Source organism: Pseudactinotalea sp. Z1739 (assembly GCF_049725055.1).
GTDB lineage: Bacteria > Actinomycetota > Actinomycetes > Actinomycetales > Beutenbergiaceae > CALKWS01.
Map to the genome: position 1 here is coordinate 75,704 of NZ_JBMPQA010000003.1, position 13,888 is coordinate 89,591.

General features: G+C 71.8%; 8 protein-coding genes. 2 read left to right on the forward strand and 6 right to left on the reverse strand.

Translation table 11 applies throughout. From position 1 onward, the window contains the following. Positions 1-12 precede the first annotated feature (12 nt). Positions 13-753: a maleylpyruvate isomerase family mycothiol-dependent enzyme gene (locus tag ACO0LV_RS04730; RefSeq protein WP_424786722.1), complete on the forward strand. Its 741-nt coding sequence runs from the start codon at positions 13-15 to the stop codon at positions 751-753. 69 nt (positions 754-822) lie between these two features. On the opposite strand, the gene ACO0LV_RS04735 is transcribed toward ACO0LV_RS04730, so the two are convergent. The 6 genes from ACO0LV_RS04735 to ACO0LV_RS04760 all read right to left on the reverse strand — a co-directional run bounded on the left by ACO0LV_RS04735 (position 823) and on the right by ACO0LV_RS04760 (position 9,551). Next, positions 823-1,899: a Gfo/Idh/MocA family protein gene (locus tag ACO0LV_RS04735; RefSeq protein ID WP_424786723.1), complete on the reverse strand. Its 1,077-nt coding sequence runs from the start codon at positions 1,897-1,899 to the stop codon at positions 823-825. After that, positions 1,896-2,897 carry a Gfo/Idh/MocA family protein gene (locus ACO0LV_RS04740; protein ID WP_424786724.1) on the reverse strand — a complete coding sequence of 334 codons (1,002 nt, stop codon included), beginning with the start codon at positions 2,895-2,897 and terminating at the stop codon, positions 1,896-1,898. The genes ACO0LV_RS04735 and ACO0LV_RS04740 overlap by 4 nt, the downstream gene beginning before the upstream one ends. Before the next feature lie 75 nt (positions 2,898-2,972). Continuing rightward, positions 2,973-4,280: a hypothetical protein gene (locus ACO0LV_RS04745; RefSeq protein ID WP_424786725.1), complete on the reverse strand. Its 1,308-nt coding sequence runs from the start codon at positions 4,278-4,280 to the stop codon at positions 2,973-2,975. Between the two features lie 201 nt (positions 4,281-4,481). Next, entirely contained in the window at positions 4,482-7,358 is a 2,877-nt protein-coding gene (locus tag ACO0LV_RS04750; RefSeq protein ID WP_424786726.1) for an FAD-binding and (Fe-S)-binding domain-containing protein, read from the reverse strand. Positions 7,359-7,448: 90 nt separating this feature from the next. After that, the gene (locus ACO0LV_RS04755) at positions 7,449-8,981 is read right to left on the reverse strand and encodes a hypothetical protein (protein WP_424786727.1); all 1,533 of its coding nucleotides are present in this window, start codon (positions 8,979-8,981) and stop codon (positions 7,449-7,451) included. Between the two features lie 63 nt (positions 8,982-9,044). Then, positions 9,045-9,551, reverse strand: coding sequence for an RNA polymerase sigma factor (locus ACO0LV_RS04760; protein ID WP_424786728.1), 507 nt, complete (start codon positions 9,549-9,551; stop codon positions 9,045-9,047). Between the two features lie 731 nt (positions 9,552-10,282). Between ACO0LV_RS04760 and ACO0LV_RS04765 the strand changes: the two genes are divergently transcribed. Beyond that, positions 10,283-13,888: a TM0106 family RecB-like putative nuclease gene (locus ACO0LV_RS04765; RefSeq protein WP_424786729.1), complete on the forward strand. Its 3,606-nt coding sequence runs from the start codon at positions 10,283-10,285 to the stop codon at positions 13,886-13,888.

The window sequence follows — 13,888 nt, forward strand, 5'->3', positions numbered from 1 at the left end:
GAGGGTGCGTGGTTGACTACCACCACCGCGGACCACGGCCGGAGGAGCACGATGGATCTGACCCTGCAGCGCCTGAGCACCGAACTGCGCGACCAGTGGGACCTGTTGCGGACCCGGCTGGAGGAGTTGCCCCCGGACCGTTATGCCGACCCCTCCGGGCTACCCGGCTGGAGCGTAGCCGACCTGGTCGCCCACCTGGGGCTGGCGATGGGTGCCCTGGCCGCAGCCGAGACGGTTCCCGAAGCCGAGCCGCTATCGCTGAGTGAGTACGTGCAGGGCTACGCGCCCGCGGCCCCGACCATCCGGGACCGGTCGATCGAACTGGCCGAGCGGAACGCCGAGGACCCCTTGGGCGGCCTGGACCGCGCGGCGCAGGAGGCCTTCACCGGCTTGGAGCGGCTCAGCACCGGCGGTGGTGCCGCCGTGGTGCAGGGCCGGCGCGGGCCGCTGCGGCTGCGTGACCTGGTGCTGACCCGGCTGGTGGAACTGGTGGTGCACGGCTATGACCTGGCGCGGTTCCTGGGGCCACCGGTGCCGGTGACCGGGGCCGCCCGGAGGATCGTGGCGCAGGCGCTGCTGGAGATCCTGGAGCACCGCACCGGGTACGACCTGGCCGTGGCCGATGAGGCCGCCTGGATCCGCGCCGCTGCGGGCCGGATCACCTGGGCGCAGGCGATCAACGCCGGCGCGCTGCGCCCGGAGCACCTGGCCGATGGCACCCCGGACCTGACGCAGGCGCTGCCGCTGTTCTGAGGGAGGCGGCCGTCGTGCCGCGGCAGGGGGCCGAGGGACGTGCCGCACGAGCACCGAGGACGGCGGGGCCTACCCGGTGTGTACCGGCTGCGGCAGGCCCGACGCGGCCGAACGCTGTGCGGCGGTGACCACCGCGAGGGTGCGCAGACCCACGTCGCCGTCGGGGCGGGGCGGCCGGCTCGAGCGCACCGCGTCGAGGAACTCGGCGATCATCCGGGCGTCCAGGTCCGCACCGAAGGCGGTGTGCGCCGGGCCGTGCTCGGTGTAGCCAGTGAGGTGGCCGGCGAAGGGGTCGATCCGCATCGACCCGGCGGTGCCGTGGACCTCCAGGGTCAGCCCGCCCCAGTTGGGAGCGTGGTCGGGCACCGACCAGGAGCAGTCGATGGTGGCGATCACCCCGGAGGGGTATCGCACCGAGACCACTCCCCCGGTCTCCACATCGCGGCCGGCCTCACTGCGTAGGATCCGGTTGGTGACCGCGTAGACCTCCTCGGCGGCTTCCCCGAGCAGTTCGTCGATCAGGTCCGACACGTGCACCACGTGGTCCATCAGCGCACCACCACCGGAGCGTTCCGGATCGGTGAACCAGGTGCGCTGGGCCAGTGGCATCTTGCCGTTGTTGGTGCCGTGGATGGAGATGATCTGCCCGAGTTCACCGGCGCGGACCCGGGCCAACAGTGCGGCGAAGGCGCTGTGGAACCGCACCGGGTAGGCCGTCATCAGCCACACGCCGGCGTCCCGAGCGGCCTGCACCATCTCACGGGCTTGCGCGTCGTTGAGGGCCAGCGGCTTCTCGCAGAGCACGTGCGCCCCGGCCTGGATCGCGGCCAGGGTGAGTTCGTGGTGCTCGGCGTTCTCCGAAGCGATCACCACCGCGTCGGGACCCCAGTCCAGCACCTCGGCGACGCTGTCCAGGTACCGCACGCCCTGATCGCGGGCGAAGTCCGCGCCGCGGCGTGTGCCCTGGTCGTAGGTACCGGTGTCGGTGGTCACCAGGTCCACACTGGCGTCATCGCGCAACGCCCGGACATAGGCCAGTGCATGGGTATGGGCGAAGGACAGCAGCCCGACCCGCAGTGGTGCCGGTGCCGGCGCCGTAGGGGTCGGCGCGGGGTTCGCGGAGGCGTCGTTCGGGGCGGCGCTCATGAATGGCTCCGTTCGGCGATCGGTTCGGGTTGTCCACTGGCGATGGAGGCGATCGCCGCTTCGGCCAGCGCGACCGCCTCCACACCGTCGGCGCCGGTCACCGTGGGGGTGCCATCGCCCCGGATCGCGGCGAGGAAGTCGGCCAGCTGGGTGGTGTAGGGGCTCTCGGCCGGGTCAGCCGCCGGGACGTACCCGCCGGGTCCGGCGGGACCGGAGATGCTGACCCGGGTGGTGTCGTCACGGGCGTAGTCGTAACTGAGGTTGCCCGCGTCGCCGGCGATGTCGAAGGAGTAGGTGAACGGTAGGCCGGGGTGTCCCCAGACGCCGTAGCAGTAACTGATCGCCCCGCTGGTGTGGGTCAGGGTCACGGTCGCGCTGGCGGTGGTGCCCTGCTCGCCGGTGCGACTGGCGGACCGGGCGAACACCGAGGCCACCGGGCCGCCGATCAGCCTGGCCTGGTCCAGGTCATGGATCATCTGGTCCAGCACGAGCCCGCCCGAGGCCGCCTCGTCGAAGAACCATGGGGCGAGCGGGGCGGCGCTCATCCGGCGGAACCGGCTCACCGCCACCTCACCGACCGCACCGGCGGACACCGCCGCATACGCGGTGGCGTACTGCGGGAAGTAGCGCACCACATGCGCCGGGAACAGGTGCACCCCGGCGTCGTCGGCGGCGCGCACGATCTCCGCGGCGGTGCCGGAGTCCAGGGCGAGCGGCTTCTCACAGACCACGTGCTTACCCGCGGCGATCGCGGCCAGGGCGATCTCGGCATGGGTGTAGGTGGGGGTGACGATGTCGACCATGTCCACCTGGGGCCACAGATCCTCGAGGTCGGCCACGACCCTGCCGCCGTACCGCGCCGTCAACTCCTCGGCCCCGGAGTTGGAGAAGACGAGGACGTCGGCACCCAGTGCCAGCCATCCCTGGATGTGTACGCCGGCGATCGCTCCGGCCCCGATCAGTCCCACTCTGGGCGGGTGCGTAACTGGTGCGTTCACATGGCTCCTTCGTTTGATCGTTTGATGTACCCGGACGAGTGCGTCCGCCGTGATCCGATCCGGTGCGGCTCCGGCTCAGAGACGGGCCCGGCGGCCCGGTACGGGCGCATCCGGGGATTGCGCGGCGGGGCGCGCGGTGTGGTGTCGCTGCGCTTCGGCCCGGGCCTCGGCGAGCGGGAGGTTGGCGTCGGCGAACCGCCAGGCCTGCCAGGGGTCGGCAGGCGCGGCGCCGGCCAGGTGCATGCTGGCGCGCGCCAGGTCGGTGTGTACCGTGCCGTCGGCCAGCACCACCCGCCCGTCCGGGCGCAACGTAGCCTGGCGGCGGGTCTTGCCGTACTCCAACTCGATCTGGACCGGAGCCCGGACCAGGACGGCCAGCCGTTGCAGATCCGAGCACCCCTGCTGCACCGTTTCGGCGGACGTTCGTGCATCGGGTCCGGAGGGTGCATCCGGTCTGGGTGCTGCATCCGAGTTCGATGGTGACTCCGGACCGGGTGGCGCCTCGAGCCCGGAGGGCAGATCGGCCGTGGTACGCACATCCTCAGCGATGACGGGTCCGGGCGGGGCGCCGGCATCGTCCGGCGTGGGGGCGGTGATCGCGGTGATCGCGGTGGGTGCCTCTGGCTCGTTCCGGCGTGCCTGGCCGTTCGTCGGAGGCGCCGCGGCGCCGTTGGTCGAGTGCACCGCTGAGCCGGCGACCGAGGCCGTCACGGCGCCGTCGGTGCGGCTCGTCGCAGTGGTGTTGGCCGGGGTCACCGCGGCGCCGTTGCTGGTGGCCGTGGCCCCGTTCACGCTCAGGGCGACGTCGCCCTCCGCGGCCACCTCGACGGCTCCGGGCCCACTCCGATCTGCTCCGGTGCGGGAGAGGACGTCCAGATCCAGCAGGTCCCGGCCGCGATCATCCTGACGCACCTGGGCCCGGACCAGATGCACCCCGGTCAGCAGCGGGAGCGCCTGGCGAACCTGGGCCGAGATCGCCCCGGTCACCACGACCAGAGCGGGCGAGCGGGCCGGCGGGAATGAGCGTGCCTCCCGGAACGCGTTCCAGTCCCGTCGGAACGCCGCCAACCCGGCCCCGTAACGCCCTGCGGTCACGTGCCACGGTTGCGTGTGGACGTGGCCGGCGCGGGCGAGCAGTTCGGACAGCGTGACCAGGTCGAGCCGCGGCAGCACCGCTGCCGCCGCCGCCGCTCCGGTGGCGTCCATCGCCGTCAGCAGCGGTGGTGTGCCCCCGTCCCACGCCACCGCGAACGCATCCAGGCCGACCAGGTCGAGCACGTCCTGTCGCACCAGGTCGCACCATCCGGCGTTGAATCCATCGGGAACGATGCCCGCACGCGTCGCCGGAGCCAACCGACCGGAGTCGAGCACGAAGGTGGACATGAACCAGCCAGAGAGAGGAACGTGAACGCCCTCATCGTCTCACGTTCCAGGGCGGCTGTGGAGGGTTCACCCCCGGGCGTCTTGGGATGCGACTGCGCTGAGGTGGTGGTGCACATCGACCCGTCCGGATCGCTCGACGAATGCGGTGGTGGGGGCCTGCGGATCGCCCCGGACCGCGCCTGCCGCCAACGGCGGGTGCGTTCAGGGGCGCGCGAGTAACTGCGCCAGGTGCACCCCACCGATCCCGGCCAGGTCCTGCGCCTGGGTGCGGCAAGAGAAGCCATCGGCAAGGAACACCGCGTCCGGCCCGGCTTCCCCGAGCGCGGGCAGCAACTCGTGCTCGGCCACCTTCACCGAGACCTCGTAATGGCCCTCCTCCATCCCGAAGTTGCCGGCGAGCCCGCAGCAGGTGTTCATGGTGCGCACGCGCGCTCCCGCCCTGGTCAACAGCGCCCGGTCCGCCTCGTACCCCATCACGGCGTGCTGGTGACAGTGCGGCTGGGCGATGATCTCCCGGCCCGTCAACGACGGCGGCTCCCAGTCGGCCGGGCCCAGCGGCGCCTCGGCGGTGAGCAGTTCCGAGAGCGTGTACACGCCTTTGGCGATCGCGTGAGCACGCGGATCGTCGGCAAACAGGTCCGGCAGATCGGAGCGCAGTGCCGCGGTGCAGGAGGGCTCCACGCCCACCACCGGTACCCCGGAGGCCACGATCGGGCCGAGGACGTCCATGGTGCGGCGCAGCCGGGCTCGTGCGGCGTCGAGCTGTCCGGTGGAGATGTAGGTCAGTCCGCAGCACGCTCCCGGACCCACCGTCTCCACCCGGTACCCGGCCTGTTCCAGCACGGTCAGAGTGGCTCGGGCGCCGGCGCCGTCCATGTGCTCGGAGAAGGAGTCGACCCAGACCTTCACGGCGGGCCGGGCACCGGACCCCCCGGATCCACCGGCGCCGTTGGACCGACGGCGCCACCAGCGGGAGGTGCGCTGTGTGGTGAAGGAGGGCATCGACCGACGCGTGTCCATCCCCCCGCCGCGCTGCACCAACCACGCCAGCGGCCGCACCCTCAGCGCGGTGTTGACCAGGAACGTCAGCGGCGGGACGGCGGTGATGATGCGTGCCCACCGGGGGAGCCAACCCAGCGCGTAGTGGCTGATCGGGCGCCGCTTGCCTCGATATGTACGGTGCAATACCTCCGATTTGTACTGCGCCATGTCCACACCCACCGGGCAGTCCCGTGAGCACGCCTTGCAGGACAGACACAGGTCCAGGGCTTCGTGGACCTGCGGCGCGGAGAAGTCGCTGTACAACTCGCCCGTGGCCATCTCCTGCAGCACCCGGGCGCGCCCCCGGGTGGAGTCCTTCTCGTTGCGGGTAGCCAGATAGGAGGGGCACATGAACGACCCGGGCAGGTCCGCCCGGCACTTGGCCACTCCGACGCACCGGTGCACCGCGTTGGTGAAGTCCCCGCCGTCGTGGGCGAAGGAGAAGCCGGACCCGGGCAGCAGCGGCAGCGGACGCGCGGTCGGGCGGCGCAGATCGGCCTCCACCGCGGCGGGCTTGACGATGATGCCGGGGTTCAGGTGCTCCTCGGGATCGAACAGCGCCTTGATCCCTGCGAACATCCCGATCGCCTCGGCCGAGTACATCAGTGGCAACAACTCCCCGCGGGCCCGGCCGTCGCCGTGCTCGCCCGAGAAGGACCCGCCGTGGGAGGCCACCAGCGCGGCGGCGTCGAGCATGAAGGAACGGAAGATCGCCGGGCCCTGCGCGTCGGTCAGGGGCAGGTCGATGCGGGCGTGGATGCACCCGTCGCCGAAGTGCCCGTACGGCAGCGCGGAGGCGCCGTAGTCCTTCAGCAGCGCGTCGAACTCGCGCAAGTAGGTGCCCAGGCGCTCCGGGGGCACCGCGGCATCCTCCCACCCGGGCCAGGCCGGTTCGCCGACGGCGGTCCGGGTGGCCAGGCCCGCCCCGTCGGCCCGGATCCGCCACAGAGCCTGGGCCTCAGCACCGGCGGGAACCACCTGGGTGTGCTCGGTGCCGGCGTCGGCGGCGACGGCCCGCGCATTGGCCATCGCGGAGTCGGCGTCCTCCCCGCCCACCAGCACCATCAGCCAGCCACCACCCGGGGGGAGGTCGGGCACCGCGGCCGGGCCGTGGTGGTTGCGGACCACGTCCACCAGCGCCGCATCCAGCCCTTCCACCGCGAGGGGCTTGTGCGCCAGCATCGCCGGGACGGCATCGGCCGCCGAGGGCATGTCCGGATAGCCGAGTGCCAGCAGGACCGGGTCCCGGGGCACCTCGACCAGATCGACGGTGGCCTCCAGCACCGTGGCCAGGGTGCCTTCGGAGCCGACCAGGAACTTGGCCAGGTCCCGCCCGTTCTCCGGCAGCAGGTGCTCGGCGGAGTAACCCGAGACCTGGCGGGAGAATCGTCCGAACTCGGTGCGGATCAGCGCCATATACTGCGTCATCAGAGCCGCGAGCCCGGGTACCTGGTCCAGCGCCTCGGGACCGGCGCCGGCCTCGAAGACGCGACCGGTGCCGTCAGCCACGAGCAGCGAGCGGGTGTTGTCCGCGGTGCGCCCGAAGGACAGCGCGTGCGGGCCGCAGGCGTTGTTGCCGATCATCCCCCCGAACGTGGCCCGGGCCTGGCTGGAGGGGTCCGGGCCGAACCGCAGGCCGTGGGCGGCACCGGCCTGCTGCAACGAGGTCATGATCACCCCGGGCTGCACCCGGGCGGTGCGGGCGTGGGGGTCGAGGTCGAGGATCTTGTTCAGGTGCCGGGAGAAGTCGATCACCATTCCCGGACCCACCGAGTTCCCGGCGATCGAGGTCCCGCCCCCGCGCGCGGTGATCGGCACCCGGTGGGTGCGCGCCACCTGCAGCGCCGCCAGCACCTCGTCGGTGTGCCGGGGGAAGACCACCACCTGCGGCACCACCCGGTAGTTCGAGGCGTCGGTGGAGTACTCCGCGCGGGCTCGTGCCGAATCGTCCACGGGGGGCACGGCGCCGTGGGGCACGTCCTCCGCGCGGAGCGCGTTGCGCAGTTCTGCCGTGAAGTCCTGGACCTGTGTCACCACAGGAGGCAGTCTGGCATGCGCGCCCCGAACGTGGGCGTATACGCCCGCACCGCGGCTACCTGCCGGCGCGATGCGGAAGTGGAAGACCGCTCAGCGAGCGCCCATGTCGAGGAACTCCTCCTGCACCGCCGGCACCGGCCAGATGTTCCCGGTCTCATCGATCAGGTTCCACGTCGGCAGGATCAGCGTGCCCGCCTCCGGGTGGGTGTAGGCCCGCAACCCCTGATCGGCATCGACGATTCGGGTCTGGCTGATCGGCCACTGCAGCGGCGCCCCCGGTTCGGGCGTGAGGGGCGGTTCGGGGGTTCCGGACTGGTCCCAATGCCCGCGGGCATGCTCGTCGAAACGGGGCCACAGATGGGAGGTGAACCGTAGATCACTCAGTCGCTCCACTGCGTTGGCGGCCGAGATGGTGGTGTAGGTGCCCAACGAGACCGGTTCGGCCAGGCCGCCCTGGGCACTGACCACCCCGTGCTGGGAGACCACCACCGACCATGCGGCGCCCGGTGCCCCGGACATGCTCGCGGGCACCGCCCGCACGGTGACCATGGCCAGGCGCGGGTCCTCGGCCAGCAGGTCCAGGCGACCGGTGTCCACGCCGATGGTGTCGAGGAACTCCGCAGCGGTCCCCTCGGGGTCCTGCGGCGGGTCCGCCTCGGTCCCGGGACACTCGTGGTCCGCGGTGATGTCCTCGCTGATGCGCCCCTCACCCTGGGTGATCGCGCACGCCACCCGGGCCGACTCGTTCCAGTAGCGCAACGTGGCGGCACCATCGCTGCGCAGCGCGAGGCCGACGTCGGCATCGCGCAGGTGCCACTCGCCGTCGACCTGCTCGGGCGTGCCTGACAGAGCCAGCGCTTGCGCGGTGGCGGCAAGAGTCTCTTCGGGTTGCACCGCGGCGGCATCGAGCATCCACGCCTCTGCTTCGCCCGGCTCGGTGGGCAGGCCGCCCTCGATGAAGTCCAGCGGCACGGGAACCCGGGCGGGCCCGACTCCGGACTCGGGCTCGACGTCCTCGGTCGGCATCAGCCCGTCCTCCTCGGCCATCACGCCGGCGTCCTCCTCGGCATCGGCGGCCTCATCGCGCTGGACGGCAAACGGCTCCTCGGCGGCGGACTCGGCGTGATCGGCGCCCTCGGTCAGCACGATCGGGGTCTCGCTGCGCTGGCTACCGATGACGTAGCCGCCCACGCCCACCGCGAGCAGCGTGGCCACGGAGGCGGCCACCACCCACCCGCTACGACGGGCCGACGACGGCACGGCCGCTGTGTCGTCGTCGTCGGCCTCTGCCCGGGACGCGGCTGCGGCACGGTACGGGTCGGCACGGCCCGCCGGGGTGGACGCGGCCGATGCTGCGAGGGCAGGGCCGACGGCGGCGGTACGGTTCGCGTCCGGGGTCGCCTCGGCGGTCGCCCCACCGGGAGTCGCCTCGACAGGGCGCTGGTCGTCACCGGAGCGCTCGGAGGGAATCGCCTCCTGCGGGTTACCTGAGGCGATGCGGCGGTCCACGGCGGCACGCAGGGCGGTCAGATCCGGTGTGACCGAGCGCGCCGGGTCGGCGCGGCGGAGGCGGTCGAGGACAGCGTCGTCGTCCTCCTCCGGTGCACCCGGGCCGCTGCTCATCGCACTCTTCCTCTCACCTTTTCCCTACCAGGCTTCTATGTGCCCGAGACTGCCGATGTTGCATCAGGCCTGACGTTCCTGCCAGATCTGGTGCAGCCGGGCGCGCGCACGGCTCAATGCCGCAGCCGCCCCACCCCGACTCATCCCGAGCGCCTCGGCCAGTTCCTGCCCGTTCAACCCGTCCCACGCGTTGAGCATCAGCACCTCGCGCTCGCGCGGACGCAACTGGGCCAGCACCTCGCGCACCGTCACCGAGTCGGTGGCCTCCTGGGCCGGGTCCGCACCGGGGTGCTCCATCCGGTCCGCCGCTATCTCGACCGGTTCGGCGCGGTGTTTGCGGCGGTGGTTGGCCAGCACGTAGCCGGCGGTGCGGTACAGCCACGGCAGTTCATGACCCCTGGGCACGTCGTCCCGGCGGCGCCAGGCGGTGGCCAGCACGTCGGCGGCCAGATCCTCGGCCTCATCGGGGGCCGCCCGGCGCAGAAAGTAGCGCTGCACCGCACCCGCGTGCGCGGCGAAGAGCTCATCGAACCACTGCCGGTCGGCAGCATCGGTGGGTTCAGTGCTCATCGGGCGCTCTCGTCGAGGGGATCTGGTGGTGGGTGCGGGTGGTCCGCCGAGTCCTTCGGTGCGTCGGTGCGGGCGTCGGTGCAGTGGGTTTGGGCCGGACAGTGTGGCCGTCAGTATTCCGCTCCCGGCGCCGGCAGGCGCGCCCCCACGCCTGAACTCCCCCGATCCGCCGCCCCAACCCGCTCGCCCGCCCCAGGCCCCCAGGCCCCCAGGCCGCCAGGCCGCCAGGCCCCCAGGCCGCCAGGCCCCCAGGCCGCCAGGCCCCCAGGCCCCCACCCCGCTGCAACCATCCAATCGGTCGCTTCGAGCGCACCCGGGCACCACCCACCCCGCTGCAACCATCCAATCGGTCGCTTCGAGCGCACCCGGCACCACCCACCCCGCTGCAACCATCCAATCGGTCGCTTCGAGCGCACCCGGGCACCACCCACCCCGCTGCAACCATCCAATCGGTCGCTTCGAGCGCACCCGGGCACCACCCACCCCGCTGCAACCATCCAATCGGTCGCTTCGAGCGCACCCGGCGGGGCTGGTGCGTGGTCCACGTGCGGGCCGGCGCCGTTGGGGATCCGGCACCCGATGTGGGCAGGCACTGGTAGACAGAAGACCTCGAGCGGCACGGATGAGGGAGAGCGGACTTGTTCCTACTGGATGCACGGTCGCTGCACGGGCTCGCACACGGTGCGGCATCGCGGGCTGCGCCCGGTGCGGCTAGGCCGGGTACACAGGATGTGGCACCGGGTGCTGCGCACGCCACACCGCCACCGCACGCCGACCGGCAGGACAAGCATCTGATCATCACCGCCAGCGACGTCGTGATGGCGGCCCGCTGTGAGTACCAGTTGCTGCGCGTCCTGGACGAACGGTTGGGCCGGACCCCCAAGGCCCAGTTCGACGACGATGAGATGCTCACCCGCGCCGCCCGGCTCGGTGAGGAACACGAACGCCAAGTGTTGGCAGGACTCAAGGACACCTATCCCACCGTCGTCGAGATCCCGGACGTCGCGCGCCCCTACACCGCCCAGGCGCTCGCCGACGCTCAGGCCAGAACCCTGGAGGTCCTGGCCGACGGCGCCGACGTGGTGTTCCAGGCGTCCTTCTTCGACGGCTCCTTCCACGGCCGCGCCGACTTCCTGGTCCGCGCCGACGACGGCCGGTACGCGGTGTGGGACTCCAAGCTCGCCCGCCGGGCCAAGACCGAGGCGCTGCTGCAACTAGCGGCCTACGCCGATCAGTTGATCGCTGCCGGGGTGCCGGTGGCTCCGATGGCCACGCTCGTGCTCGGTGACCGCAGCCACGCGGAGTTCGACCTGGCCGAGATGCTGCCCGTCTACGCCGAACGCCGCCACCGGGTACTGGCCGTGACCGCCGCCCACCGGGCCCAGCCCGACCCGGTGGCCTGGGGTGATGACACGCTCCTGATCTGCGGAAAGTGCGACTACTGCGTCGAGCAGGTTCGCCTGCACGAGGACGTGCTCGGGGTGCACCGGGTCAACCTCCCCCGGCGGCGCAGGTTGCGCGCGGAGGGCATCCGCACCATCACCGACCTGGCCCACTCCGACGCCGAGCCGGGCACGGCAGCCCACCGGTTGCGGGACCAGGCCCGCATGCAAGCCGGCCTGATGCCCACCGACGGGCAGGTGCAGGTCACCGACGACGCCGGGGAACGCACCCTGGCCTACCGGGTCCTGGCCCAGCACACCCTCGCCACACTGCCCGAACCCAGCGAGGGCGACGTCTTCTTCGACTTCGAGGGGGACCCGTTGTGGCAGGACGAGCAGGGAATGTGGGGGCTGGAGTACCTGTTCGGGGTGCTGGAGGCCCCGGTCGGTACCGCCCGCCCGGCCTTCCGCCCGTTCTGGGCTCACACCCGGGCCCAGGAGGGTCAGGCGCTGGTGCAGTTCCTCGAGTACGTCGCCGAGCGCCGGGCGCGGTATCCGGACATGCACGTGTACCACTACGCCGATTACGAGAAGGCTGCGCTGCGCCGGTTGTCCCTGCAGCACGCCCTGGGTGAGGACGGAGTCGACGAACTCCTGCGCGCCGGTGTGCTGGTGGACCTGTACGACGTGGTGCAGACGTCCGTGCAGTTGTCCTCGAAGTCCTACGGCCTCAAGGCACTGGAACCGCTGTACATGGGCAGCGACCTGCGCACCGGGGACATCACCGCCGGTGGCGCCTCGGTGGTGGCCTACGCCAACTACTGCATGGCCCGGGACACCGGTCAATCCGATGAGGCCACCCGGATCCTCGCCTCGATCGAGGACTACAACCACTACGACTGCCGCTCCACCTGGAGACTCCGCGACTGGTTGCTGGCCCGGGCGGACGAACGCGGGGTACGCGTGGGGCAGCAGCCCGAGGCCGAACCGGAGGAACTGCGAGAGATCGAGCCGCTGCCGCAGGAGAAGGAGATCGACGACTTCGTCCGTGCCCGCATCGCCGAGTCGCTACGCACCGGCACCGAGCTCAGCCAGGAGCACCAGGCCCTGGCTATGGTCTCCGCCGCGGTGGGGTACCACCGCCGCGAGGACAAGCAGTACTGGTGGGCACACTACGACCGGTTGAACACCCCACCGGCGGACTGGGCCCAGACCCGGGATGTGCTGGTGGCAGAGTCCGGGCGGGTGGTGCAGCCGTGGGCGGCCGAGGGCCGCCAGGAGCCCCGACGGGTGGTGGAACTGACCGGCTCTCTCGCCGACGGCTCACTGGTGCGGCCCGGGGACAAGATGTTCCGGATGTACGACCGGCCATTGCCCGAGGGGATGTCCGACGACGGGCGGAACCGCCGCGGCGGCGTCTTCGGTGCCGAGGTACAGCAGGTGCACGTGGGAACCGAGAGCGCGCGGATCACCTTCGCCGAACCTCTACCACGAGGCATGAACGAGTTCACCGCGCTGCCGGTCGCCCTGACGCCGGGGGCTCCGGTCCCCACCGCCGCCATCCAGGAGGCACTGGCCGCCCTGGCCACGCAGGTCTCGACCGCGCTGCCCCGCCTTCCGGCGCACCCGGGGCTGGATCTGCTGGCACGCCGCCCGCCGCGGCTGGCCACCCTGGGGACGTTGCCGGCGGTGGCGCAGGGGGACTACGTCGGGGCGATCACCCGAGCAACGGCGGACCTGGACCACTCCTATCTCGCGGTGCAGGGGCCTCCCGGATCGGGCAAGACCCACGTGGGCGCCCGCGTGATCGCGCACCTGATCGCCCAAGGGTGGAAGGTCGGTGTGGTGGCCCAGTCCCACGCGGTGGTGGAGAACCTGCTCAACGCCGCCATCGACGCCGGGGTTCCCGCGGAGCGGGTCGCCAAACCCGTCGGCGGGCCGCGGCGGTCGGTGCGCTGGCGCGGTGGCACCTCCAACACGCACGTCACCGCCGCGCTGGCCGAGACCGGGGGGATGCTGGTGGGTGGGACGGCCTGGACGATGACGGGCCGTGCCGTGCCTCCCGGGGCGCTCGATCTGATCGTGATCGATGAGGCCGGGCAGTTCTCGCTGGCGAACACGCTCGCGGTGACCCGCGCCACCAACCGGTTGTTGCTGCTGGGCGACCCCCAGCAGTTGCCCCAGGTGAGCCAGGGCAGTCACCCCGAGCCGGTGGACACCTCCGCGCTCGGCTGGCTGTCCCAGCACGCCTCGGTGCTGCCGTCCCACCTGGGTTACTTCTTGGCCCGTACCTGGCGGATGCACCCGGACCTGTGCCGGGCGGTCTCGGGCCTGTCCTACGCCGGACAGTTGCGACCGGCACCGGTCACCGCCCAGCGTCACCTGGACGGGGCGGCCCCGGGCGTGGAGTGCCGGTACGTCCCGCATTCGGGCAACACCACCTCTTCGGTGGAGGAGGCACAGGAGGTTCTCGCCCAGGTTCGGGTGCACCTCGGCCTGGCCTGGCGGTACGGCCAGGATGCCGCCCCGCGCCTGCTCGGCGAGCAGGACATCCTGGTGGTGGCCCCGTACAACGCCCAGGTGCAACTGATCCGGGACACCTTGGACGGCGCGGGCCTGAGGCACGTGCGGGTGGGCACGGTGGATAAGTTCCAGGGCCAGCAGGCCCCGGTGGTGATCCTGTCCACCACGGTGTCGGCGGTACAGGAAGCACCCCGCGGGATGGAGTTCGTCCTGAACCGCAACCGGGTGAACGTGGCGGTCTCACGAGGGCTGTGGCGGGCGGTGATCGTGCGCTCCCCGGATCTGACCGACGTGCTGCCCCACCGGCCCGAGCAGTTGGCTGACCTGGGGGCGTTCATCCGGCTGTGCGGACCGGCCCCGGCACCGCAGGCGGCCAGGTGGCACGCCGACCTGCACCCCGCCAACCCGGGGACGGTCGGGGTCACCGCATGA